This is a genomic window from Paenibacillus sp. FSL L8-0436, assembly GCF_038593025.1.
Classification (GTDB): Bacteria; Bacillota; Bacilli; order Paenibacillales; family Paenibacillaceae; genus Paenibacillus_AQ.
In genome coordinates, this window is record NZ_CP151955.1 from 3,889,265 (window position 1) to 3,915,437 (window position 26,173).

At 45.8% G+C, this 26,173-nt stretch carries 22 protein-coding genes and 1 riboswitch; of the genes, 17 read left to right on the forward strand and 5 right to left on the reverse strand.

Going from position 1 to position 26,173, the window contains the following annotated elements:
* Positions 1–37 precede the first annotated feature (37 nt).
* Genes NSS79_RS17775 through NSS79_RS17785 form a run of 3 tightly spaced genes read right to left on the reverse strand, consistent with a single transcriptional unit; the run spans position 38 to position 3,729 of the window.
* Positions 38–1,177 carry a Ger(x)C family spore germination protein gene (locus NSS79_RS17775; RefSeq protein ID WP_342435513.1) on the reverse strand — a complete coding sequence of 380 codons (1,140 nt, stop codon included), beginning with the start codon at positions 1,175–1,177 and terminating at the stop codon, positions 38–40.
* The gene (locus NSS79_RS17780) at positions 1,174–2,268 is read right to left on the reverse strand and encodes a GerAB/ArcD/ProY family transporter (protein ID WP_342435514.1); all 1,095 of its coding nucleotides are present in this window, start codon (positions 2,266–2,268) and stop codon (positions 1,174–1,176) included. Before NSS79_RS17780 ends, NSS79_RS17775 begins: the two co-directional genes overlap by 4 nt.
* A gap of 36 nt (positions 2,269–2,304) precedes the next feature.
* Positions 2,305–3,729, reverse strand: coding sequence for a spore germination protein (locus NSS79_RS17785; protein WP_342435515.1), 1,425 nt, complete (start codon positions 3,727–3,729; stop codon positions 2,305–2,307).
* Positions 3,730–4,047: 318 nt separating this feature from the next.
* A riboswitch (cyclic di-AMP (ydaO/yuaA leader) is annotated at positions 4,048–4,235 on the forward strand.
* A 293-nt stretch (positions 4,236–4,528) separates the two neighbouring features.
* On the opposite strand from NSS79_RS17785, the gene NSS79_RS17790 reads away from it, so the two are divergent.
* The 8 genes from NSS79_RS17790 to NSS79_RS17825 all read left to right on the forward strand — a co-directional run bounded on the left by NSS79_RS17790 (position 4,529) and on the right by NSS79_RS17825 (position 13,256).
* Positions 4,529–4,939, forward strand: coding sequence for a hypothetical protein (locus tag NSS79_RS17790; protein WP_342435516.1), 411 nt, complete (start codon positions 4,529–4,531; stop codon positions 4,937–4,939).
* Positions 4,940–4,961: 22 nt separating this feature from the next.
* Positions 4,962–6,383 carry an SPFH domain-containing protein gene (locus NSS79_RS17795; protein WP_342435517.1) on the forward strand — a complete coding sequence of 474 codons (1,422 nt, stop codon included), beginning with the start codon at positions 4,962–4,964 and terminating at the stop codon, positions 6,381–6,383.
* A gap of 129 nt (positions 6,384–6,512) precedes the next feature.
* On the forward strand, positions 6,513–6,701 hold the full coding sequence (locus NSS79_RS17800) for a hypothetical protein (protein WP_038592408.1): 189 nt from the start codon (positions 6,513–6,515) through the stop codon (positions 6,699–6,701).
* Between the two features lie 277 nt (positions 6,702–6,978).
* Complete coding sequence (locus NSS79_RS17805) at positions 6,979–7,674, forward strand: response regulator transcription factor (RefSeq protein WP_342435518.1); 696 nt, start codon at positions 6,979–6,981, stop codon at positions 7,672–7,674.
* A gap of 3 nt (positions 7,675–7,677) precedes the next feature.
* Positions 7,678–8,937 carry a HAMP domain-containing sensor histidine kinase gene (locus NSS79_RS17810; protein WP_342435519.1) on the forward strand — a complete coding sequence of 420 codons (1,260 nt, stop codon included), beginning with the start codon at positions 7,678–7,680 and terminating at the stop codon, positions 8,935–8,937.
* 87 nt (positions 8,938–9,024) lie between these two features.
* Positions 9,025–9,711: an ABC transporter ATP-binding protein gene (locus NSS79_RS17815; protein ID WP_342435520.1), complete on the forward strand. Its 687-nt coding sequence runs from the start codon at positions 9,025–9,027 to the stop codon at positions 9,709–9,711.
* Positions 9,708–12,365 (forward strand): FtsX-like permease family protein, encoded by a 2,658-nt coding sequence (locus NSS79_RS17820; RefSeq protein ID WP_342435521.1) that lies wholly within the window; start codon positions 9,708–9,710, stop codon positions 12,363–12,365. The genes NSS79_RS17815 and NSS79_RS17820 overlap by 4 nt, the downstream gene beginning before the upstream one ends.
* An 81-nt stretch (positions 12,366–12,446) precedes the next feature.
* The gene (locus NSS79_RS17825) at positions 12,447–13,256 is read left to right on the forward strand and encodes an AAA family ATPase (protein ID WP_342435522.1); all 810 of its coding nucleotides are present in this window, start codon (positions 12,447–12,449) and stop codon (positions 13,254–13,256) included.
* 134 nt (positions 13,257–13,390) lie between these two features.
* Here the strand turns inward: NSS79_RS17825 and NSS79_RS17830 are convergent, their stop codons facing one another.
* On the reverse strand, positions 13,391–13,588 hold the full coding sequence (locus NSS79_RS17830) for a hypothetical protein (protein ID WP_342435523.1): 198 nt from the start codon (positions 13,586–13,588) through the stop codon (positions 13,391–13,393).
* A 319-nt stretch (positions 13,589–13,907) separates the two neighbouring features.
* Here NSS79_RS17830 and NSS79_RS17835 point away from each other — a divergent pair, with 319 nt between their 5' ends.
* From NSS79_RS17835 to NSS79_RS17865, 7 genes are all read left to right on the forward strand, one after another.
* The gene (locus tag NSS79_RS17835) at positions 13,908–14,210 is read left to right on the forward strand and encodes a PadR family transcriptional regulator (RefSeq protein WP_269322569.1); all 303 of its coding nucleotides are present in this window, start codon (positions 13,908–13,910) and stop codon (positions 14,208–14,210) included.
* A gap of 5 nt (positions 14,211–14,215) precedes the next feature.
* The gene (locus NSS79_RS17840) at positions 14,216–14,587 is read left to right on the forward strand and encodes a DUF1048 domain-containing protein (protein WP_038592415.1); all 372 of its coding nucleotides are present in this window, start codon (positions 14,216–14,218) and stop codon (positions 14,585–14,587) included.
* A 2-nt stretch (positions 14,588–14,589) separates the two neighbouring features.
* A complete protein-coding gene (locus NSS79_RS17845) occupies positions 14,590–14,943 on the forward strand; it encodes a DUF1048 domain-containing protein (protein ID WP_342435524.1) in 354 nt (117 codons plus the stop codon).
* Positions 14,940–15,701, forward strand: coding sequence for an ATP-binding cassette domain-containing protein (locus NSS79_RS17850; protein WP_342435525.1), 762 nt, complete (start codon positions 14,940–14,942; stop codon positions 15,699–15,701). Before NSS79_RS17845 ends, NSS79_RS17850 begins: the two co-directional genes overlap by 4 nt.
* Positions 15,702–16,481, forward strand: coding sequence for an ABC transporter permease (locus tag NSS79_RS17855; RefSeq protein WP_342435526.1), 780 nt, complete (start codon positions 15,702–15,704; stop codon positions 16,479–16,481).
* Positions 16,478–16,807, forward strand: a complete 330-nt coding sequence (locus NSS79_RS17860; RefSeq protein WP_342435527.1) for a hypothetical protein — start codon at positions 16,478–16,480, stop codon at positions 16,805–16,807. The genes NSS79_RS17855 and NSS79_RS17860 overlap by 4 nt, the downstream gene beginning before the upstream one ends.
* A 121-nt stretch (positions 16,808–16,928) precedes the next feature.
* Positions 16,929–17,375, forward strand: a complete 447-nt coding sequence (locus tag NSS79_RS17865) for a hypothetical protein (RefSeq protein WP_342435528.1) — start codon at positions 16,929–16,931, stop codon at positions 17,373–17,375.
* Positions 17,376–17,933: 558 nt separating this feature from the next.
* On the opposite strand, the gene NSS79_RS17870 is transcribed toward NSS79_RS17865, so the two are convergent.
* Positions 17,934–18,617, reverse strand: a complete 684-nt coding sequence (locus NSS79_RS17870) for a 4'-phosphopantetheinyl transferase superfamily protein (protein WP_342435529.1) — start codon at positions 18,615–18,617, stop codon at positions 17,934–17,936.
* Positions 18,618–19,014: 397 nt separating this feature from the next.
* Between NSS79_RS17870 and NSS79_RS17875 the strand changes: the two genes are divergently transcribed.
* Together NSS79_RS17875 and NSS79_RS17880 are read left to right on the forward strand one after the other, a co-directional pair.
* Complete coding sequence (locus tag NSS79_RS17875; protein WP_342435530.1) at positions 19,015–21,687, forward strand: beta-ketoacyl synthase N-terminal-like domain-containing protein; 2,673 nt, start codon at positions 19,015–19,017, stop codon at positions 21,685–21,687.
* A 1-nt stretch (position 21,688) separates the two neighbouring features.
* Positions 21,689–26,161 (forward strand): amino acid adenylation domain-containing protein, encoded by a 4,473-nt coding sequence (locus NSS79_RS17880; RefSeq protein WP_342435531.1) that lies wholly within the window; start codon positions 21,689–21,691, stop codon positions 26,159–26,161.
* The last annotated feature ends 12 nt before the right edge of the window (positions 26,162–26,173 follow it).

Sequence of the window (26,173 nt, forward strand, 5' to 3'; positions counted from 1 at the left end):
CTTAGCGGATATTCACCGTAGAAGGTTGGGAACATCTCTACTCAAGAATCCCGGTATCTACAATTTCAACCTCCACTTTAGGATGGAATTGCACTTTACGATAATCCTCAGACCAATTTTTCTCCTTCCAGACATTGTGATGATAAGCAATAAGCTTTCTCCCCACACCAAAGATATCACAGTTAGCCTTTTGGACTTCTTTCACAACCGATTTGGCTTCCTTTGTAAGAATTTCCGAAAGCGCTTGATTTATTTTTTGAAGATCTTTATCTTTTAACGAATCCTCTCCGGGAAACTCTTCTACGATGGCTTGAAGTTTTATTTCCAAATTGACTTCAACACTTTCGTCAGCAGAAACCGATACCTTGAATTTCCGTTTCACTTTTTTTAAACCTACATTAATGGTGATGTACTCCTGTATATTATCCGGATAGCCCAGAACAATTTTCTTTGTGAATCGCGCATTTTTCCCCTTTTGCCCGTTCAGCAGGACTAGTAATATTGACTGATCCGGGTTCAGCATCCCGCTATAATACTGATCATTAAAGAGGGCCAATCCTTTTGTGATAATCTCGTCGCTTTCTATAGCTATATAGGGAAGAGCAAAGTCCTGCCCAGGATCCTTCAGGAACCGGAACACGGTATCTAACGTTTCTTTTGGAAATACACTCATTTCCTCAAGACTTTCAATCTTATGTGTAATGAAATCGCCAATCTTTAATTCTCCAACCATTTTTTGTTCAAGAATGTCGGATGCATTTCCTTCCGCAATAATTACCCTAACGTTGGATGTCGGGTTGCTTGGATCCCTGAAGTTCACATCCAAATTAGAGTACAGGCCATGCTCTGCTATGGACTTTCCGAATAAGAGAAAACCATTTTTAAGAAATCTTATGTTTCCCCTCACCCGATTACGCATCTCATTGCTGGCACTACGTAGGTTATGTCCATAACTCGTATGAATTTCGTTCGTAGTAGCTTTTTGCTCAATATCAGGTGGAATGATTAATTCCACAGTTTCTTTTATCTTTCCATTTTCAGTTAGATCAAACCCCACACTGTAGGCCAGATGCAAGTCTTTCAAATATTCCCGGTCCCAGCATCCGGTCAGGCTGAGGGGGAAAAGAATAATCAGCACCGACAGTGCAACCATTCCTAATTTCACGCGCCATCTCATGCAAGGCCACTTCCTTTTCTCTTTATAAATAGAGAAATGATTAACATTACAAGCGGGAATCCACCAATAAAGAGATAGGCAGCATTTGTAGCGGCTGTATCCATTAGATGAATGCCAACAGAAGTTACTGGCGCAAGCGCGATCATAAATGAAATGATCTTCACAAACGGAGTGAATTTCCGATGGCTTTTCCGTCTAAATAAAACACTGAGCCCAATGGACGCTGCATAGCAATAGCTTACGATAGAACATACAATGGTTATGGTCCAGATCGGCAAAAACAAGATATCTGCACGGTCTATAATGAAAAAGCTTAGAGATTTCATTAAGTAAATGACCGGTTCGGGAATCAGTTTGATTTGCTCGGAGTTAAAGAACATCAGACAGGTAGAGACCACGAAGAAATAGAACAGGGTCACAAACAAGTTGGAGAGACTGACCGTTATCAATTTTTGTTTATCTGTACCTTCAGACAAAGGGTAGACGATCAGCATTAATTCGAAACCATACATTGATATGGTTGTTTCCTTCGCTCCTTTCACGATATTCCAGAAGCCTTTTTCCAACAGCGGTAACATATTTTCCAGATGGGCTTGAGTCAATCCATAGCAGACAAATAAAAATAGTGGAATAAAAAGCATGGAAGCCAGCGTATAAAATCTTGCCAATACTGTCAGCTTTTCTCTTGCGAGGTAGAGAGTCATGATAGAAAAAAGAGCTAATACAGCCCATCTTGGCGTAGTTTGCAGCATCCATCTCCGGAGCACCTCAACGGCACTAAGCATAGTATTGGAGCCAAGCAGAATAAAGTAACCAATATACAGAATAATCAATAGACTGCCAATAATCGGGCCTGCAAGTTTTATGCAAATACCGAATAGGTTAAGTCCGGGGAATTTCTTCAGCAGGACCCACAGAAGAATGATGACAAGTTGGGTAATAACCCCTGCAACTAAAACAGAAAGTCCACCTCCACCTTTGGCAGTTTCGTTAAGTTTGTTAGGAAGAGACAGAATACCAACACCGATTTGGGCTTGAATAATAAAAAGGAAGAGTTGTCCCCTTGTGATCTTTTTTTCTTTTTGAGCCACCGTATCAACTCCTGTAAGTACTGTGTAAATTAATGATCATTTATCCGTTTTTGGGTTGCTTGAACTCTTTCGGATGGACCAAATTGGAAAGCGTACGAAGGTATCTTTCAGACCTTGAAATTTCAAGGGACTTAAGGGTCTCAGGTAGGGTTGCCCAAACGATTCTAGCTTGCACAAATGTATGAAAATGAGTGTTAACCCAAATGATATCCCAATATATCCGAATAATGAGGCAGCAATCATCAATGGAAACCGCATAAACCGGATAGCAGAGCTCATTTCGTTGGAAGGGATAAGAAAAGAAGCAATGGCAGTCAACGCTACAACAATGATCATCGAATATGAAACCAATCCCGCTTTAACAATTGCATCCCCGATAACCAACCCCCCAACAATCCCAATAGTTTGACCTACACGGCTGGGCAGACGAAGCCCTGCTTCCCGCAGCAGTTCGAATATAAATTCAAGCAGCATCGCTTCAATCAGCGGAGGAAAAGGGACCCGGGTCAATAAACCTTGAATCGAAAAAAATAATTGCAAGGGAAGGACATTGGAGTGGAAAGAAACGGTGGCAATGTAGAGCGCTGGCAACTGAAATGCTGTTACAAAGCCGATCAGACGGATAAACCGGACAAAAGAAGCGATCATCCATCGATTGTTATAGTCATCCGGTGTCTGATAAAAGCTGAAGAAGCTCGCCGGCAAAATCAGAGCTGTGGGGTCCCCATCCAGCAGTATGGCGACATATCCGTCAAGCAAATAAGCTGAGGTATGGTCCGGACGCTCCGTATTGATTAGTTGGGGAAATATGGAGAAGGAGTTATCCTCCGTTAATTCCTGAATAAAGCCAGTGGAGATTATCCAATCGAGCGAAATTTTCTTTATTCTTGATTCTACAATCTGTATCAATTCAGGGTTGGCGATATTCTCCATATAGACTAAGCCTACCTGTTTGGGGGCGAATTTCCCAAGTGTGAAGTAGCGGACAATAAGGTTTGGGGAGGCTATTTGTTTGCGAATCAGGTATAAGTTAACCTTCATCTGTTCAATAAAACCGTTATGAGGTCCCCGAATAACCCCCTCATTCTCAGGTTCGCTAATGCTTCGTTCGTATTTGGCAGGAGTGAAGAGGACATAAAATCCAGACATTCCTTCTAAAAAATAAAGACAGCTTCCTTCAAGAAGTCCCTGAATACCTTGGTTTAGTTCTGTTTCCAAACTGAAACTAAGCATTGTGAAAAGCTCAGAGAGGTCTTTGTCCTGATTACGGCTAAATGGAACAATCACGTTCCGTTCAATCAATTCCGTGTCAGTGAGAGAATCCAGATAAAAGAGCATTCCTTCCCTTCCCTGAAAGGATAAGCCTCTTTTTTTGAGGTCACTTGTATGGAACAGTGCGGCTTCGATGTAATCGGAATTTTGATCTACAGAAGGAAATGAGGTCTGAGTTTGGTTAGTCATTATAAGGCGCTCAACTTTCGATTAGTTTTGCTGTTAACGTTCCCGAATGATTTGCAGAATATTCCTGACGGAACTTTAACGTGTAATACAGAAGAGTACGGCGGATGATGATGAGCCGTAGAGGTTTCTGTTTTGTTTTCCCAGGGACATGAAGTGGAGCAAAAATGAGCAAATCATCGATCGACTAAGAGTAAAACCAAAGAATGCGCATTCATTCGTGAAGTGATGGCATTTTGGGCTTCTTTTGCCATCCGCAACGTTTTACATTAAATGGTCACAGGCGTAAGATTCAAATCAACAACCGAATGTAATATAACTGTTCTCAAATGGCTGAATTCCGATAATGGGAACGGGGGAACCAATGGTGAATGCGGCTTTTGCTCAGATAGCTGCCGCTCACTTGGGGTGAATCCTTGTTGCGTGCTGAACAGCCGCTTCTTACAAGGTAGGGCAATCTCGCAGCCCGAATCCGTCAGCTAACCCCGTAAGCCTCGAAGAGAGAGGATGAGCGCCATGATCGATTAACCGACCACGGAGAGCCCTGACGCTTCTGTGGTCTTTTTGCTGCGCATGCAGAAAGGAAAGTTGATCTGTATAAGAGTTTATAAATCTTATAACAACGTAAATAAGAGTCATTTGGCACTATCTTAAATGCTTTAAAGGGGGGATTGTTATCGTTACTGTATTTATCGTGTGCTTCTGGGTTGGATTGCTGCTTCTCCTCAGCGGCGGATTTCATGGGCATGGCCTGGCGGGTCATCTGCATGTGGGAGGTGGCGATGCTGGTGGTCCGGGCTTTGTGCCCATACTCCCTCTGATGGTGTTTGTCACAGTCTGGGGCGGCAGTGGTTATGTGCTTACCCGGTTCAGCGGAATGAATATGCTTGCAGTGGTGCTGATCTGCACCGTGGTGGCCTTGCTGCTGGGCTGTCTGATATATGCGGTGCTGGCCCGGGTGATGACTCGGTATGATAGTAGCATGAATAAAATGGATTATGAGCAGGCGGGACAACTCGGGTACATCAGCATTTCTGCAGTGGATGGAGCAGTGGGAGAGATGAAATATGTGCTGCATGGAACGATGCGTTCGATTGGAGTGCGGGCAGAAACCGGCCAGCAGCTCGCCAAGGGCGACAGGGTGATTATTTTGAAGGTGGATAAAGGAATGGCGGTAGTCACCCTCTTCGAGAGGGAAAACGAACAACTATAAATAACGGGGAGTGTCGAACCGAATGGTTATTCTTTATTTAATCTCGGCAATTGTTGTTGTTATCCTGCTGGCTTTGTTCAGTATCGTGAACGCTTATAAAAAGGTTCCGCCCAATCAGGCGATGATTGTATTCGGCCTCGGTGGAAAAAGAGTGGTTCAGGGCGGCGGGACGTTCGTCATTCCCGGCTTCCAGAACAATAAGACCATCTCCATGATGCTGATGAGCTTCGATGTCATCCCGGCGCAGGCGATGTTCTCCCGGCAGGGCATCAAGCTCAACCTGGAGGCGGTGGCCCAGATTAAGATTAAAAGCGATCCTACTGCTATTCTGACTGCCAGTGAGCAGTTTATCGACAGGCCGGAAGAAGACCGTGAGACGATTATCCTGCATTCGGTGGAAGGCCATTTGCGCGGCTTGATCGGACAATTAACGGTCGAATCCATTCTAAAAACACCTGACGAAATCAACAGCAAGATGCGGGAGACCTGCTCGGAAGACCTCGATAAGATGGGGCTTGAGGTGGTCAGCTTTACCATTAAGAAAATTACTGACGACAAAGGGTATATCGACAATATGGGGGTTCCGGAAATTGAGCGCATCCGCCGTGATGCCAGCATCGCCAAGGCGGAAGCAGAACGCGACATTCAGATCAAACAAGCCGAGGCGGAGAAGGAATCCGCCATTGCCAAGGCCAATGCACATCAGGCCACCATTGAAGCGGGAACCGCCGCCCGCGCCAAGGAATCTCTGTTCGAGAAGGATTTGAACATTAAGCAGGCGGACTTTAAGCTGGAGACTGAAGTGAAAAAAGCACAGGCGGATCTTGCGTACGAATTGCAGCAGAACAAAATCAAGCAGTCGCTGGTTACCGAACAGGTCAAGATCACGCAGATGGAAGCGGAGGCCAACCGGACCGTCCGGGAAATCGAAGTTGAGCTGAGACAGAGGGAGCTGGAGGCAACGGTGATCAAGCCTGCTGAGGCGGAGAATCAGGCTACGATCATGAGAGCGGAAGCAGCTAAACAGCGGCAAATTCTTGAGGCGGAAGCAGAAGCGGCCACAATGACCAAACGGGGGCTGGCAACCGCGGAAGCAGAACTGGCGAAGGGAAAAGCCAACGCGGAAATTGTTCAGCTGGCCGGAGCAGCGGAAGCGGGGGCACTGGAGAAGAAAGCTGAAGCGTACAAACAGTTCACGCAAGCCGCCCTTATAGTGGAATTCTTGAAGGTTCTGCCAGAGCTGGCTGACAAAATCGCTTCCCCGCTGTCCAAAGTCGATAAGATTACAGTGATTTCCCAGGATGGAGCTTCATCCGGCGTGAACAAAATTACCGGCGATATCGCCAAAATCATGGCCCAGGTTCCTGAATTGACACAGACGCTTACCGGTATGAACGTGACAGAGGCTCTCAGCGGGCTGCTCGGGCGGGATAAAGAGCAATAATTCTACACAAGCTGGGATTTTGAATTCCTTGCATAAGCACCGCTCTATTATGGAAAACTTCTGTAGTGCGAATAAACAGCATGATTCCATGTTTAGAGACTTATTTTGATTTCTTAGGAGGTTAAGATTATGACAAATCAGGATCCGCAGGAACTGCTTAAGCGAAAACACGAAATGGATGAGCAAAAAAGGCAGTTCACAAATTTTTCCCGAAGTGTTTGCGGCCATGGTGAGTTAGAAGCAGGGCAGGAATTCAGTACTGACCGGGTGCCTGACGATCAGAACCGTATGAAATCTGTTGAGAACAGACGTGATTGATCTTAAGAAAGCTATAAAAATTAGCCGATCCTTTTCTGGATCGGCTTAAAAAATGATTATTACGTTCTACCCCTGATAGGAGGACGGAATATCATCCGGGGGAAGGGCTCCATTCCGGATAACCCTGGTGGACAAGGCTGGGTGAGCGGGCTGGAATTAAGCACCTCATTAATAAATTTTCCACTAAACAGCTTTGTGAAAGATATCTTTCATGATACAGTGAAAAAATGTTGTAGCTTTACTTTAAAAACTTTCTTGAATTAAACAGAGGTGCTCAATGAATCGAATTTTACTGGTTGAAGATGATGATAATTTGGTATTCGGTATTGAATATACTTTAACGAGTGAAGGATATACCGTTGTTATTGCCGGTAGCTTGGAAGAAGCCAGAAAGGCATTAAAAACAGACGACGTCGATTTAATTTTGTTGGATATAAATTTACCTGATGGTTCAGGGTATGACCTGTGTAGGGAAATCCGTACAATATCCCAGGTCCCCATCATTTTCTTGACAGCTTTGGATGAGGAGACAAATGTTGTTGCTGGTCTTGATTTGGGAGCAGATGATTATATGACCAAACCACTCCGTACCAAAGAACTTCTCTCTAGAATGAAAGCCGTTTTAAGGCGCAATCATAAGCCCACGGATGAAGCGAATAGATGGATATCCGACGATATTGAAGTTCGAGTTCTAGAAGGAACTGTTCTTAAATACAATCAGGAACTTTTATTGACGGGGCTGGAATATCGATTACTATTGATGTTAATGACTCACCCCAAGCAAATTTGCAGCAGAAGTATCATTCTTAACAGTCTATGGGATATGTCAGGAGAATTCATTGATAACAACACCCTTTCGGTTCATATTAGAAGGTTAAGAGAGAAGATCGAGGATGTTCCTGCTGTACCGAGATACATCATTACCGTTCGAGGAGTCGGATATAAATGGAATGCAGATGTTGTAGGGAGATAAACCATGAATGAATTCGTTCGTAATCCAGAGTGGAAGTCTATTACTGTTAAAGCGATCGTATTACAAGTTATGTTAGCGGGAATCATGTTCTTTTATATGAGTTATCAAGTCATTCAGATCAATAAGTCGGTGGTTAATCAAAATGCTGCATTGATTGGTTATGTTTTGAAGCAAGCTCCTCAACTAGAAAATGAAATTATCCACTTTATCACTCAGGGTGCACAAGAAGATGAAATCGTAGCGGGAAAACGCAGCCTGGCTCAATATGCATACAAGGAAGATATGCCCGTAAATGATCAACCTGTCCTCTCGGATACCGCCTTACCCATGAAAACGGCGGCTCAAGTTTTGCTTTTTAGTATTCCATTTCTGCTGTTATTGGGATGGGAATACCGCAAAATATTTGACAAGATTCGAACCATAACCTTTGCAGCGGAGCAAGTTGTTGAACATCAGTTTGATCAACCGCTTCCGGAGAAGGATGAAGGAGACTTTGGCGCATTAGGACGAAACTTTAACACGATGGCCGAAAGGTTACACAACAGTCTTCGGCAACTCCAACAAGAAAAAATGTTTCTACGCAACCTGCTTTCCGATATTTCGCATCAGCTCAAAACGCCACTGGCCTCCCTCATCGTTTTTAATGAGAATTTGCTGAATGATCCTCACATGAAGGAAGAAATGAGAACGAAATTCCTGGATCGAAGCCGTCAACAACTAGAGCGAATGGAATGGCTGATTATCAGTTTGCTGAAGCTCGCACGGGTCGAAGCCGGAGCAATAACGTTCCGGAAAGAACGCGTTCGAGTAAGAGAATTGATCGATCATGCTGTGCATTCATTGCGAATGGTATCCGAGCAAAGGAAGCAGAAGATTCACATTCATGGTGGAGAAGATATGTATGTTTGGGCGGATGAAGAATGGCTAACAGAAGCCTTAATTAACTTGATTAAAAATGCACTGGAACATACGTCACTAGAGGGCAAAATTGATGTTATTTTAGAAAAAAATTCATTATTCCAGACAGTAATCATTCGAGATCAAGGAGAAGGCATTTCCCCAGAAGATTTGCCTCACATTTTTGAACGATTTTATAGAGGGAGAAACACGACAAAGCCGCAAAGTCTTGGCATTGGCTTGTCCTTATCCAAGTCCATTATTGAAGAGCAAGGCGGTATGCTCACCGTTGTAAGTCAGGTAGGGTTAGGAACAGAATTTAGAGTTTCTTTTAATAAATGGGATAGTGGAGGAAGCTTACAATAACGTAAGCTTCCTCTTCACTTTATTGTAAGCTTCGATCTTTATAATAACAAACATACAAAGTGAAACATTAGCTCAGGAGGTAAACAGGTGGAAATACTAAAAACTATTAATTTATGCAAAACCTATGGAAGTGCAGAGGCAAAGGTTGAAGCTTTAAAAAATGTCAATTTCTCTGTTCAACATGGAGAATTTGTTGCCATCGTAGGGGCCAGTGGATCAGGAAAAAGTACCTTAATGCATCTTTTAGGTGGAGTGGACCGCCCGTCTAGTGGACAGGTCATCATCGATGGTGCGGATCTTTATTCCAGAAGTGAAGATGAGCTCGCTGTATTCCGAAGACGGAAAATAGGATTTATTTTTCAATCATACAATCTGATCCCGGTCCTATCTACAGAGGAAAATATCAAGTTACCGATGTTATTGGAGAACAAAAGGGTAGATGAAAATTATGTTCAGGAATTAATGGGTATATTAGGTCTGACCGAGCGGAAACATCATCTTCCATCCGAATTGTCAGGCGGACAACAGCAGAGAACGGCGATTGGCCGTGCGTTAATTAATAAACCGTCGATTATTTTGGCAGATGAACCTACCGGAAATCTGGATAGTAAAAGCAGGAAGGAAATTATGGATTTACTTACGTTTTCCGTTAAAAAATACAATCAGACGTTAATCATGATCACACACGATTTGAATATTGCTAAAATCGCAGATCGAGTCGTAAGGATCGAAGACGGAGTCCTTCTACAGGCAAATGAGGTGAGTGAAAGTTGAAAAGCTACACAGATCTTACTGGAAAATACTTAAAGGGACAGAAAAAAAGATCACTGCTTACCATCTTCGGTATAATCTTGTCGGTTACGCTGTTTACTTCCATTGGAACAATCGGGATGAGCTATTGGGATAAGTCAGTCAGACAAACCATACGGGACTTCGGAGATTACCACGCCTCTCTCAATGGTATTTCAGGAGAAGCAGTCCCGAAAGTCAAAAACAATGCAGCCGTAAAAAGTGCCGGCGTCATCAGCAGAGAAGGTTATGCTGTTATTAAGGAGACAAAAGTAAAGGAAAAGAAGGAAGATCCTTTTGCCGCACCCTACCGGTACTTGAATGTCAAGGGATATAATACGGATGCAATGAACATGCTTCAGTCACAGCTAGACTCGGGCAGGTACCCCGAAAATTCAGATGAAATTATCCTTCCATCATCGAGTCTGAGTTATTTTTCGAAAAAACCAAAGCTTGGTGAAACGATTACGCTAAACCTTGGAATCCGGAAGGTGGCGTCAACCGGTGAAGACAAAAAGATTAACGGACTTGGCGATTTTGGCTGGGATCTTGACGAATCCTTCCAAGCTCAATCCCAAAGAGAATATACTGTTGTAGGCTTTATGAAGCCGTCAAGCAAAGGGAATTGGTCTTCCGATTACATCTTTCCTGCAATTACTTTCGATGAGTCCAAGAGTATCGATAACAACAAAAATTACTTTATTTACGTCAAAATGAAATCTTTGAATGACATCAAAGAAAAGACGGAAGCCTTGATGTCCTCTTTACAGCTGAGTAATGTCGAACAAGGTTCTGCTATGCAACTGGACAGGGAGAACTTTATTAAGAATGTAAGAATTGAGTATAATAATGAGCTGCTTAAAATGTATGGCAAAAGCATTTATGAAGGTGTGAATAACAGCTTAATCCTAACTTTCGCTGCTGTCATTGCAATTATAATGATTTGTACGATTGCGATGATTTATAATATTTTTCATATCTCTGTACTAGAGCGGATTTCACAATTCGGTATGTTAAGATGCATTGGAGCTACACCAGCCCAAATTCGCAAAATTGTGATGCGAGAAGCGGCTCTGATCAGCTTGATCGGCATACCCATCGGGATTCTCACGGGAACTCTTTTTATGAAGGTATTGTTCTACAATATCAGCTTGTTAACGTTAGGTTTCTTAAATGATATGAGAATGGTAATTTCCCTACCGGTTCTAATCTCTGCCGGTTTATTGGGCTTGCTGAGCGTATTCCTTTCCGCTATTGGACCAGCCAAACAAGCAGCTCGCGTATATCCTCTTGAAGCTCTGAAAAATGCGGGAAGCTCGAAGGTTGACACTATCACAAAGGTCAAAAAGTCACTGTTCATTAAAAAGCTGTTTGGCATCATAGGGCAATTCGCCAGCAGAAACTTGCAACGGAACAAGAAACGTTTTCGGATTACAGCCTTTTCCATGATTATTAGTATTATTTTATTTATTGTCTTTAGTGGTTTGGTTGATTTCATGCAACGAACAACACAGCTCTCAGGAGCGCAGTATTCTTATTCGCTATCCTATGATGGTCCTTCAAAACGAATAGACGATACTGTGTATCGGGATGTTTCTAAGCTTGATGCTGTTCAACAAGCCTATAAGTTTTACAGTAATCAAGTAGACGCAATCATCCCTAAGGATAAGATTAATCCCAAATATTATGGATTTCATAAGAATCGATACATCGTTGAGGAAGGGGAAGGGTATCGAACAGATAATAATTTCCTTGTGTCCTACGGAGACAATGGCTTGGATGCTCTGCAATCCAAACTCACGGCCGGGAAGATTGACAAAGAGAAAATGAACCAAGAGAATGGCGTTATCGTCCTACAAAAAATAAAAATGATGACAGAAGAAGGCAAACAGCTAATTCTCGATCAAACCCAATTTAAGGTTGGAGATCACATCAAAATTCGAACAGTTGACGGAAGTGATAAAGAATATCAAACTGTGACAGTGGCCGGAATCGTCGATCAAGATTTGTTATCGAAGGAATATACTAGTAGCCATATTGTTACATTCATTACAACCCCACAAGTATACACCAATATTATGGGTAGCAATATTTACTCTAGAATTTTTATCCTTGCTAATTCTGATATATCAAATCATCCTATAACGGACTATCTAAAATCATTAACTGAGAAAGACGCTGGTTTTAACTACAATGATCGAGTGGCGGAGGCCGCTCAAGCTAAAAACGACGCAAAGACTTTTAGTATCTTGCTTTACGGTTTTATCGGTGTCATTGTTCTAATTGCTTTCTTGAACATTGTAAATACAGTAAGTACGAATCTAATTCTTCGTACGAAAGAATTTGCAACCCTCAAGGCCATCGGCATGACCCAGAAGGAAGTTAGAAAAATGATTATTTTAGAAGGCGTATTTTATGGACTATTTGCCGCCGTGATCGGAATTATCCTAGGGACGACGCTGAATTATGGAATACAGGTTCTCTTTGCGAGTGCTTTGGATACAGATTGGGTGTTCCCGTGGTACAGTATCGGCATCGCTTTCGCAGGTTCGATGATTACGACGATCGTCGCAACGATTGGGCCGATGTACAGGTTGAATAAAGTTAGTATCGTAGATGCTCTCCGGAGTGAGAATTAAAATAATGAGGGGACCGAAATACATTGTCTTTTTCTGGTAAAATAGAATTCATACTATAAGCCAGGTAGAAGGAGTGCGGCAATGATTTATTTGAGAAGCTTTAAGCTTTCTGATTATACGGATCGAAATCCCAACATATACCCTGATTATGTATTTAAGCACTTGGCTGGAGAGGTGCTTTTGTTTGATCGAATTACTGTGTTGTATGGCAATAACGGTAGTGGAAAATCCACTTTACTCAATGTAATTTCCAACAAGCTGGGAATTCCGGGGGCCGAAAGAATGACAAGCTATGGGCATAGTATTTATGCTCAGCGATTCCTTGATTTGAGCAGCTATCAGCTTGGGCAAGATGAGCATGAGCATGAAATCAGGCAACTTCCAAAAGGAAGCCGATATCTGAAATCAGAGGATGTTTTATATGAGATCAAGAAGATACAGCAATCTTCCGTACTGCGTGAGGGAATAATAAATGAGCAGATTAACAAAGGGATGAGCAAGGCTCAAGCGGCACAATATGAAGCTACGTATGCGTTTAAAAAGAAGCTGGAGGACATTCAATTCTCACAAGAAAAATACTCTAATGGAGAAACGTCCATGCAGTTTTTTGAGGAATGTCTGCTACCTGGGCAAATGTATTTATTGGACGAGCCGGAAACGTCACTTTCTCCTGCCAATCAAATACGGATGGCCGAACAAATAAATGAGCTGGCACGATATTTTGATAGTCAATTTATTATTGCCACGCATTCTCCCTTTGTTTTAGGCACATTACATGCAAAAATTTATAATCTAGATGCCAAACCTCTTCAAACAGCAGAATGGTTTGAACTAGACAATGTACAATTTTTTTATCGATTTTTCAATAAGCATAAGCAATTGTTTGAATAAGAGTAGGACAGACACAGATTGTAGCTTTTCATCTGAGAAGGGGTGGGCATCTTTGTAACAGACGACCGGAAACTGCCGCTGCTTTATTGAGCTAACGTTCCCCGTGAGCTCAATAGCAAATGAATTACAACTTGTTATTTCTCCCAAAGCTCAATCAGTCGGCCTTCAGGATCTTCAATCCAAATAAACATTCCAAATTTACTAATCTCTTTGTTCTTTGCAAGAGTACCATTCCAATTTTCTATTTCAATCTTCAGCACTTCACTGTACCATTTTTTTATAACTTCAAGATTCTTAGTTCTCCAAAATATTCCTCCGAAACCAATTATCATCGTCTCTAACTCCTGTCTGTCATCAAATTTTTAGCTATCCGATTACATTACTGCCCGTTCAGCTTGATGAAGAGTCGACAGACAAATAATTTATTATCTCAATCAAGAACATAATCCATTGAGAACCCGCGCCCTACGCGGTTTTTTTTGTTTTAAGGGACCAAGGTTATAGATTCAACTATAAATATAAAGCGGCATTATCAGAACAACCGCTATTGACAAACCACTACTTTGTGTTACTATATAGTGGTAGTAAGTAATACTGAATACCGGTCATACAGAATAGCAAGGGGTGATTGTGCTGGAAAATCTGACGGAAATGCTCAAAGGCGTGCTTGAGGGCTGTGTCCTTGAAATAATAAGCCGCAAAGAAACCTATGGCTACGAAATCACGCGGCGGCTAAACGCCCTCGGCTTCACAGATGTTGTGGAGGGAACGGTGTACACCATCCTGATCCGGCTTGAAAAAAGCAAGCTGGTGGATACCACCAAAAAGCCCTCCGACATGGGTCCTCCGCGAAAGTTTTTTGCGCTCAACGATGCGGGGCGTGAGGAGCTGCGGAGGTTCTGGGAAAAATGGGGATTTGTTGCGTCGAAAATCAACCAATTAAAGGAGGAGTAGTAACAATGCTTGATTCAATCATAAAATTGATAATAGGTGACATGGAAGAAAAACGGGCCTATAAACAAATGATGAAGAGGGTTGACGCCTTGCCGAAAGATTATCGGTTTGCATTTCGCAAAATTCAACATTATATGTTTAGTGTTGGCCCCCTTGGCGGTGACATGACGATATTTACGGACTTGACGATGTTTAAGGACTTAGTGGATTTATTTGAAGCAAGTGCGGCTGAGGGCAGGCAGGTTCTTGATGTCATAGGCAGTGACTTCGGCAAGTTTTCTGATGAGTTTATGCGCGCGTCGGTTACCAATACCGAAACAGTGCGGGAAAAACTAAACAAAGAGATTATGGAAAAATTTAATAAGGAGGAGCAATAACTATGCTGGAGCTTATCAAAAAAATGATCGGGGATAAAAAAGAGTATAAGCAGCAAATGGCAAGGGTAGAAGCGCTACCTGAAGACTATCGGTTCGTATTTGAAAAAATTCATGGATACATGTGGAGTTTCGCAGTAGGAGACGGCTCTGATATGTTGAAAATTCAGCACGAATTGATCGAGTTGTTTGAAGCGAGCGCGGCTGACGGCAAACACGTTCTCGACGTGACGGGCGAAGATGTTGTCGGGTTTTGCGACGAGCTTCTGCGCGGCACGAAAATGTGGACCGATAACTTTCGCAAAAAATTAAACCGCGACATGATGAACAAACTCGGAAGGGGGGACGATTCTAAATGAAAGACATCGCAATTCAAGTAAAGGATTTAAAAAAATCCTACAAGACCACGGAAGTCCTAAAGGGAGTGAATTTCGAGGCGCGGCGCGGTGAAATTTTTGCCCTGCTTGGCTCCAACGGCGCGGGCAAGACGACGATTGTTAAAACCCTCACCACGCTGCTTAAACAGGATGGAGGCACCGCCTTCGTAAACGGCTTTGACGTCGCGTCAAAGCCCGACCATGTACGTCAGACGATTAGCTTGACAGGACAGTTTGCTGCCGTGGACGAGATATTGACCGGGCGGGAAAACCTGATCATGATTGCCAGGCTCCGGCACCTGACAAATCCGATTCAGATCGCGGAGGATTTACTGAACCGCTTCGGCCTGACCGAAGCCGCCAACCGCAAGGTATCTACTTATTCGGGCGGTATGCGCCGCAGGCTCGACATTGCCATGAGCCTTGTGGGAAAACCGCAGCTTATTTTTCTCGATGAGCCGACCACCGGGCTTGACCCCGAAGGACGCAACGAGGTTTGGAAGACAGTCAAAGAGCTTGCGAATAATGGCACGACGGTATTCCTGACCACGCAGTATTTGGAAGAAGCCGAGCAGCTTGCAGATCAAATTGCCATTCTGCATGAGGGCAGGATTATCGCGAGCGGCACAGTCGCGGAGCTGAAAAAGCAGTTTCCGCCCGAAAAGGTGGAGTATGTTGAAAAACAACCCACATTGGAGGAAATATTCCTCGCAATCATCGGCAATAAGGAGGAAAAGTAAATGGAAACGATTAAGAAACACTTTTTCAGCGATATGGGCGTTATGCTTGGGCGTTCCATGCGCCATATTTTCCGCAGCATGGATACTATCATCACTGTCACCATCACTCCGATCGCGATGCTGCTGCTGTTCGTTTATGTGTTCGGCGGCGCGATTCAAACCGGCACGGATAACTATGTGAATTACCTGTTGCCCGGCATCCTGCTGATTGCGATTGCAAGCGGCATTGCCTATACGGCTTACCGTCTGTTTATAGATATGCAAAGCGGCATCTTCGAAAGGTTCCACTCCATGCCGATTGCGCGTTCGGCCGCGCTGTGGGGGCATGTGCTGACCTCATTGGTGTCCAATGCGATTTCGGTTGCTGTCATCATTCTCGTAGCGCTCATTATGGGCTTCCGCTCGCCGGCAGGAGTATTGTCATGGCTTGCCGTGGCCGGTATACTTGCGCTGTTTACGCTGGCCTTGACATGGATCGCGGCGATTGCCGGACTGTCCGCAAAATCGGTGGACGGCGCAGGCGCCTTTTCCTACCCGCTTATCTTCCTTCCGTTTATTAGTTCAGCGTTTGTGCCTACCGAGTCAATGCCGTCAGCTGTCCGCGCTTTTGCCGAAAACCAGCCAGTAACTTCAATAGTGGAAGCCATCCGCGCGCTCTTGTCGGGGCAACCTGTCGGAAATGATATTTGGGTTGCACTCGCGTGGTGCTTAGGGATATTGATCGTCGCATATCTATTTGCGATGCGCGCATACAAACGGAAAGCAGCCGCCATCTCATGAAGTCTTGGGGAGAGCATGGGCTGCGCTTTCATGAGCGGGGGGAGCAGGGGATCCGCAATGCAATTGTGCTTCACTCACTGGTGCGCAGATATGAAATCGCCGGAGACGAGGTTGCGCTTGATTTGGCTACTGGCATTGCCAACCACCTTTTGGGACCCTCGCGCTATTTTAATTACAAAATGGAGTTTTTCGGCCATGTCCATTCGGCAGGCTGGGTAGCCTCTGGACTAGTCCGGCTTGGCCGCATCATCGGCAACCAACGCTACAGGAGAAAAAGTAACAGCAGACACAAGCAGAAACCACAACCCGCAAAAGCAATTTTGTAGGCTGTGGTTTTTTGCTCCGGCCGAGTATGAACGGTCTTCTAAAAGAACTTGACTCAAATATTAGGAGGAGGGTTTATGCTATATATGATGATTGTATAATGAGGAAACAAGGGGGGATATTTTGAGAAAATTTCTGTTTTTGATAATTTCGCTTTGGCTGGCAAGTACTTTTTTTGCAATTGGGCCAATTCATGCGGATTGGGCATACAATTTTGTTGTAAACGACGGTAAATCCTATATCATTTCTGACAATCGAGTGGAAAAGGAACAAATCGGTTCAATAATAGGCAAAGTTACATCATTTTCAGACAAGGAAGGCACGTACTCAGGTAATTTTTCGAATCACTATCCGAAGGGCACTGAATATTACAATATCAAAGACGTGGACAAAAATGAGGCAATTGCGATAAAGCTAAATGATGGGTCATTCATTAAAGCTAATTATGAGGGTGAATATGCCGGTTCCACATTTGATTGGGGAAAAGTTGTATGGTATACCGCCGGCTTATTCTTGCTAGTCCTTGTCCTTGTCATTGTCATTGTGAAAAATAATCGGAAACGAAGCTAATACTAAAATGAAGGATCGATAAGATAGCGGGAAACGTTAGTTAAATAAAACAGCGGCAGTCTAGGACTGGTTTTCTCGTCCTTTTACTGTCGCTGTTTCGGCTCCCGAGGTCAGTCTAATTATTCATTGGTGGCATCGTTAGGACTTATTTCAAAAATGGCTCAGCCATCCGGATCATTTCTTCTTTACTAAAATACTGTCCGCTCATCTCGTCCATTTGATACTCGTCAAGTTAAGCAGACGGTCTGACAGTTCCACCGGGAGCATGGCATAATCCTTGCCTGATTCCTCTGCCAGCTTACGAAGTTTGTCCGCTGTAGCGGCCGCTACTTCCGGGGAGGGGCTAGTTGAGCCGCAATCTTCACAGATTGTCCGGAGAGCTTACCTTGCAGTGTAGACCAATCGGAATAGGCAACGGTCATTCTGGTAGGTTGTGCTTTAGCAGGGATACGCAGACTCGTCGCCTTAACAACCGGAATACCCGGGCATGTCTGCGTATAACCAATTGTGAATTGAGGTACCGAATGACCGGACAGGGGATGGAAATATGAAATCCATTCACCACACATAGAGCTCACTGAGCTTAATAAAAGCGGCAGCTTCCGGCAGTGTGCAGCAGCTTGAACAAGCGGCGGCTTTGTAGTCTGGGGCGATAGTATAGGTCTGTAAGTACATTGATTCTGCTTGTGTGATCAGACTAAAGCTGCCATCTTCACACTGCTGTACCGTAAATGAATCAAGCGGCCGGGACAGCCCGGTGCCAATCGCCTTGATATAGCTTTCCTTTAATGTCCACAAGTCATAAAAAAAATCCTGCCGCTCCCCGGCCGACTTGCCCTGTAACGCCTCTCGCTCCTCCACAGAAAAAAAACGCTCTGCTATTTGAATATCTATGGGCCGTATCTGCTCAATATCTACTCCGAGAGAACCCTCGTTCATTCCCCAGATCATCAGCACCCAATCTCCTGAATGAGACACATTATACTCAAAATCAGGCAGCCCAGACACCCCCGGTTTGCCGAATGGATTTTCCTCGAATTGAATATTGCCATTCCGTTGACCGAGCTGGCTGCAGAGGATGTACCGCACCAGTACCTCGCCAAATAAAGAACGATAGGCATCTTCCTTATGGAAAAACCGGGCGAGACGTGCGCGCCGGGCTTCCGATACCTGTGCTGTAAAATAAGCATAGCTTTCCAGACTTAGCTGCTCCGGGAGCTTAAAAGCAAGAATTTTGGACATAAACAACACCTGTCTTAGGAGAATTTATTTTGTTTTCGTTATTGTGAATATTGTAAAAGATGAAGTCCGTTCTCTAAACAGGACAGCTATACGATTCTAGCATATTTATCTGAACTCACTCCATACCTAAATTGGTACTAATAGCTCTTTCCGAAATTTGCACATTATTGAACTACTGGCATATTACGACATAATAGGACGTCGAATGCTGCAGATACATACACAATTTTATTATTTTACTTTAATTTAAAATAATTATTTTTATTGTTATATAGTCCTAAAGAATGGTATTTATTTAAATATTTTCATAGTATAGTTGGTATTATCAAGACGTCGTCAAAATCAGTTTTAATACTACAATATTATTGAATGAAAGCAATATTACGGGAGTGATATCATGTCATTGGAGAATGAATGTGAAGATAATAAGGCGGATATTGCCATTATTGGCCTCTCCATCCGTCTGCCTGGCATTGATACCGTTTCACAGTTCTGGGAAGCCATCCTGAGTGGAGAAGAGGTGGTTGCTAACACATCTCCGCAGGATAAAGCAGAAGTTGCTTCTACGGAGGGAAGGCCGAACTTTATTCGCACAAACACCAACATTCGGAACATTGAGAATTTTGATGCTGCTTTCTTTAATTTCAACATAAGAGAGGCGTCCTTGATGGACCCGCAGCATCGTCTGCTTCTGGAGATGGCTTGGGAAGCGCTGGAGGCAGCGGGATATGATCCGGGAACCTATGACGGTCTTATCGGGATGTATGCAGGCGTGTACGCGAACTATTATCAAATGTTCAACCTTATGCCGCTTGTCAATGGCAACAGAACAGCCTCTGAACTCCAAATGCAGATCGCAAGTGAGAAAGACCATGCAGCGACGATGGCCGCTTACAAGCTAGGCCTTACCGGACCAGTGCTGAATGTTCAGTCTGCCTGTTCCAGCTCGCTGGTTGCTGTACATCTGGCTTGCGAGAGTCTGCTCACTTACTCCAGTGACATGATGGTATGTGGAGGTGCAACACTCGGCATTCCCCAAGCCAACGGCTATTACTATCAAGACAACGGGTTGTTGTCCGCTGATGGGCATCTCCGGGCGTTCGATAAGCAGGCTACTGGAACCTTGTACAGCGACGGGGCAGGTTGCGTCGTACTGAAAAGATATAGTGATGCCCTTGAGGATGGCGACATCATTCATGCTGTTATTAAAGGTTCTGCCGTCAATAATGACGGAGCCCTCAAAGCCGGATATACAGCTCCCTCAGTCAAAGGTCAGATTCAGGTTATTGAACGCGCACAGATGAACGCAGACGTAAGCGCCGAGGACATCTGTTACATAGAAGCTCATGGTACCGGCACTCCTCTAGGAGATGCGATTGAGCTTGAGGCACTGCATGAGGTATTTGCCAGACATACTGAAAAAAACGCTTTTTGTGCTTTGGGTTCGGTTAAATCTAACGTCGGTCATACGGGGCCATCCGCAGGTATTGTTGGGTTAATCAAGGCAGTCATGGCCCTGCGAGAGAGGATACTGCCACCCGCTATTCACGTAGATACACCACACGACAGGTTAATGACGGGCCAGAGCCCGTTTTATCTGAATCCTGTTCCGCTGGAGTGGAGCAGCCCCAATCAGCGGCGTCTGGCTGGGGTCAGCTCCTTTGGGCTTGGAGGTACCAATGCACATGTTATCCTGCAAGAAGCGCCCGTGTTGCCGAAGGAACCTTCCTTACGGCGCAGCAAATTGTTCGTCCTCTCCGCCAAAAGTGCAGAAGCGCTCAAGAGGCAAAAGCAATCCTTGCAGCAATTTCTATGCTCTGCTTCAGAAGAACTGTTAGCGGATGCAGCCTATACACTGCAAACCGGACGGAAGCTGTTTGAGCACCGGGCAATTTGGCTATACGGCTGCGGAGGTGAGACGGAATGGATGGAACGGGAGACTGGCAAGAAAGATAACCCCGATCTGGCGGGCATGCCCTTGTTCCACTTTCCAGACCTATCCAATTTCGAGGCTCCTGAGCTTGGGGATTGGATCGCTGAGGAAACGGTATTCTATAACAACTTCGTGCAGGGTAAGAAACTGGCAGAGGAATGGTTCGGCAAGGGAGATTCGGCATTGCAGGAACAAGCTACATACGCATTAATCGTGCAGATCTCCTTATTCAAACTCTGGGAGAGCTGGGGAATCTATCCCTCGGGCTGCCAAGGTACGGGCAGCGGCTTATTTGCCGCCGCTTATGCCTGTGGCCTCCTGACTCATGCGGATGCTTTGTATCTGGGCAGCTCCTTTACAGCCGCACTCACAACTTCGGGTGAGGCGCGGGGTACTTTTGTCCGAAGCTACCGGCAACGTGTCTCCAGTCTGAAAACGGGGCCGATGAAGGTTCCACTTGCAGCACCGCCGGGGAGGGACCCGATGACTCATACGGAGTGGAGCAGCAGCGATTTTTGGACAGCGTATCTGGCGGATGCCCTGGAAAACGGAGCCTCATTACAGACCAGCAGTAAAAATGAAATAGATCGGCTGGTGCTTGATATGAATCTCGGTGAACCTTCAGAAAGTCATGGAGTGACAGAATGGAAGAGTGTTTACCTTCTTCTCGGCAAAGTCTGGATGGAAGGCTGCCCCGTCAATTGGAAGGCTTATTATCAAGGGGAACGCCGCCGCCGCATTGAATTGCCTGCCTATCCATTTGAAAGAACACGCTGCTGGGTGGAGCGTGATGATTCTGCACTTGATACTACCGGACCGCTTCAGCCCATTTCGGAACCCGTCAACTTGCGGCCAGAGCAGTTGGATGGATACATCGCACCAAGAACAGAGGTTGAACGGGATTTGGTTGCAGCTTGGGAGCTGTATCTGGGGGTGGCCCCGATCGGAATCAACGACAATTATTATGAACTGGGAGGCAACTCACTGCTGGCAGCTTCCTTGCATGCACATATATGTGAACAGTTTTGCGTGACGCTTAGACTTGAAGTTTTTTTGGAGCAGCAGACGATAGCCCGATTAGCCGAATCCATTGAATCCTGGAGATTGAATTCTATATCTGCGAAAGGCGGACACTGATATGGATCTTGTGAATAAGGCATTGTATCGTTTAAGCCATCCCCAAAAGAGAATTTGGTATACCGAATGCCTTCATCCCCAGACAGCCGTACATCATATTGGTGGCTGTGTCCGTATTCACGGGACGCTCGACTTCCCCCGTTTAGAAACTTCGATCCAGAATGTGATTCAGTCTCATGATGGCCTGCGCCTGCGTTTGCGGGCACAAGACGGTGAACCGCAACAATATGTAGCGGATACTCCTTCACTACAGCCGTTGCCCCGCTACGACTTCAGCTCATATGCCAATCCCCAGACGGCTTATGAGAGGTGGGTGAAGGCAGAGGCGGCCAAACGATTTGAACTTTTCGATTCTCCTTTATACCACATCGCTACCTTCAAGGTGGGGGAGCAGGATAATGGTTTTCTCCTGAAAGCCCATCATATCATCTGCGACGGCTGGTCAATGGACCTGCTGACCAGACAAATTCTCGGACATTATGAATCGCTGGGCAGGGATGACATCTCTGACTGTGCGGTGTCCGAACCCTCCTATTTGACTTATCTTGATCTCGAAAGTCAATACCTGAGCTCTCAGCGCTGTCAGAGCAACAAACAATTCTGGGAGAACAAATTTGACATTCTTCCCGAACCGCTGTTTGACAAAACTGCCACTGCTCCGGCCGGCAGCCGCTATACCCGCCTGCTCGACAAGCAGGCCACAGATCAGATTACCCGTGTTCTGCCAGAGCTTAATGTGTCATTGCCCCTATTTTTATCTGCCGCATTCGGGTTGGTACTAGGCAGGTATTACCAGAGAGAAGATCTAATCCTGTCCATACCCGTGTCCAACCGCTCTGCACACACCAAGGCAACGGTTGGCATGTTCACTGGCAATCTGCCGCTGTCACTGCATCTTAAGGAAGGCCTGTCCATACGTACATTTTTACAGCGGGTACGCCGTGAATATTCACGAAATCTCGCTAATCACAAGTATCCGTTCGATCTCCTTGCAAAACATCTTCAGTTGCGAAAAAAAGGGCATGGCAGCTTATACCAGGCCGCTGTGAATTATTATAATACCCACCTGCTGACAACCGTGGACAGCATGAGGATTAGCAATGAGGAGTTCTACTCCGGCGAGCAGGCTTATCCCGTACAGTTGATGATCAAGGACTGGTCCGAGGATGGCACGTTATTGTTCACTCTGGACTACCAGACTCAGATCATTGGCAAGGAAGAGGCAGAGTCGCTGGTGGAATGTCTCCTGCATGTGTTGAACCAGATGGTGCATACCCCAGACCTCCCATTGAGAAAACTGACGCTGTCTACCGCAAGACAATTGGAACAAACTTTGATTCATTACAACCAGCATTCAATCCATAACTATCCACTTGAAAAGACGGTTATGGATCTATACGCAGATCAGGTTCGGCTCCATCCGAATCGGATTGCCGTGAGCTGTGCAGATGAGCAGCTGACCTTTGCAGAATTGGCGCAGCAGGTCAATTGCCTTGCGGCAGCCCTGACCGCAGAATTTCCGCAAGTGTCAGGCGTTATAGGCGTACGGATGCATCATTCTCCCGAACTGGTCATTGCAATTCTAGCGATTCTTCAGTGCGGTGCGGCTTTTCTGCCGCTTGACCCCGGAGTTCCGGCCGCCAGAGCGGAGTATATACTCCAAGACTCGGGAGCAATCTGCCTGTTGACCGATCTGCCAGAGGAACCGGCTTTCGTCTGGCCTGTTCCAATCCGCAATCCCCGGCATCTGCTTCGGCATAGGCCGTTGTCTGCGGGGGAACAGCAGAGGCAGAGGCCTGAAAAAACGGCTTACATCCTATATACCTCGGGATCTACTGGAGCACCCAAAGGGGTTAAAGTTCTTCATTCTAACCTGGCCAACTATATCACTTGGGCAGCAGCAGAATACTTGACCTCGGAACACGAAGTGTTCGCCTTTTATTCCTCAATTGCCTTTGATCTGACGCTGACATCCTTATTCGTACCGCTGGTCAGCGGCACCCAGTTGAGGATATACCCCTCCAGCGGCGAGGACTATACCTTGAGCCGGATTCTGAGCGAGAACAGAGCTACAGTAATCAAGCTTACCCCTTCCCATCTTGCGCTTATGGGGGAAGAACGGAGGCCGGATGCTGCCTTGCGGACACTGATTGTGGGCGGGGAGAGTCTCAAGACCGGCCTTGCGGCAGCCGTTCAACAAGCCTACGGGCCCAATCTGGCTATTTATAACGAATACGGGCCAACGGAAGCAACTGTAGGCTGTATGATTTACCGTTATGATCCCATAAAAGACAAGGGAGCGGCGGTTCCTATAGGAGTCCCTGCTGCAAATGCGAAGCTGTATATATTGGATAGGGATTTGCGGCCGCTGCCTCCAGGCGCGAGGGGAGAACTCTACATCTCCGGCCCCGGTGTTGCGGCTGGCTACGTCCATCAACCCGAGCTGACGGCGGAACGATTCTTGCCGGATTCAGTAAACAAGGGCAACCGGATGTATCGTACGGGGGATCTGGTCCGGTGGGGTGAAGGCGGAGTGATGGAATATATCGGCCGCTGTGATACCCAGCTTAAGGTTAGAGGCTACCGAATCGAGACGGAAGAGATTGAACATCACCTGCTGGAGATGGAGGGCATCCGTAATGCAGTTGTTTTAACGGAGGGTGAAGGCCCCAGTATGGAACTGGTCGCCTGTATTGTCGGAGGCTCGCTTACAGCGTTGGATATCCGCAGCCGTCTGGCAGGCATCCTGCCTGGATACATGGTTCCGGGACGCATCATTTTTAGGGCAGAGATTCCGCTTACTGCTAATGGGAAGACCAATCGGAGGCAGCTTGCACAAGATTTAAATGCCGCCGCAGCAGAGGTCCAGGAGTACGAAGGAGGGACTCAGACTGAACGGCTTTTATCCGTACTACGGACCGTTCTAGACCGCAGGGAAATCAGCCTGGAGGACCGTTTTTTCAATCTGGGCGGGGATTCCATCAAAGCGATTCAGATTTCAAGCCTGCTCAAAAACCAAGGACTTCAACTCAGCGCGGCTGACATTCTGGATCATCCCCTCATAAGCGAAATGCTGCTGCATCTCACGGAAGATAAGGAGGTTCAGCCGGAGGGTCCGCCGGAGGGAATCGTCCCGTTGACACCGATCCTGTCGTGGTTTTTCTCCCGGGAGCTTAAGAATGAAAACCACTATCTGCAAACGATGCTGCTGGAGATCAGAGAAGATGTTGCCACGCATATCCTTGAAGACAGTTTAAGGCAGTTGATCCGGCAGCATGACTCCTTGCGCTTGCATTATGACTCTGTACAGCAGCAGCTAACCTATAACAACGATCTTTCTGTGCGTGAGTTCCAGCTAAATGTACTTGATTTGACCGGATTTAATCCTAAACAACGCGCCCAAGAGTTCCTGTCATATACCTCCGCACTGAAGGCAGGCATACGCCTTACTGAGCAGGATCATTTCCCCTTTCGCGCCTGTCTGATTATGGAGCCGGGACGTGCTAATCGTCTGCTGCTGGCGGCTCACCATGTCTGCATAGACGGTGTCTCATGGCGGATTATTATGGAGGATTTGGGACGATTGCTTCAGGGAGAACGCCAGTGTCTGCCCAAAACATCATCGTTCAAGCGCTGGGCGCTGGCGCTGAGCGAACGCGCTGAACCGCTGGTCCAGCGGGAGCGGGAATATTGGAGCGGAAATTACAACCTCCCAGATGATCATTGGTTTTGTTTAGGGCAACCGGGTAGTGGAAGCACGACACTTCGTACGCTGACGTTCGGCCCTACGGAAACGGGGCTATTGCTTGAACAGTGCGAGCAGATTAACGGTCTGCAGCCCCATGAGCTGCTGCAGACTGCGCTTGCCTTGGCACTTCATGATACCTGGGACTGGCAGACGCAGGTCATTTGGCTGGAAGGACATGGCCGGGAGCCCTTGTTCCCTGAAATTGATCTCTCGCGTACCACTGGCTGGTTCACCAGTCTGTATCCGGTCAGAATTACGGTTGAGGCAGGTACAGGTGTAATCGAGAAGAGGGATAACATTCTCCAACAGTTCAGGGCGGTGCCCCGCAAAGGTCTGGGATATGGCATTTTGGCTTATGGATTAGGGCAGATTACACCGGCTGTTCCCCGGATTGTGTTCAATTATCTTGGGGAATTTCAGGAGGATTACGGGAATGGGCTGTTGCGTGTTCTGAATGAGCCAACAGGACCGGATATGGCCGAAGACAATGCAACACCATTCGTACTGGAGATCAACGCTTATATTCTGAAGCGCAGACTCTATCTGGAGTTACGTTATCCCTCCAGTATGCCGGACAAGGTCATGGAGCAGTGGATGGAGCGGTATGAAGCCCTCTTTGTGGAACTTCTCACTCAACCGCCGGTTCAGAGGGAGCCAAACTGGACACCCGCCGATTTTGATGCGGTGGATATGACGCAGGAGGAATTGGATTCGTTATTCAAGTAACAGGGGGGATGG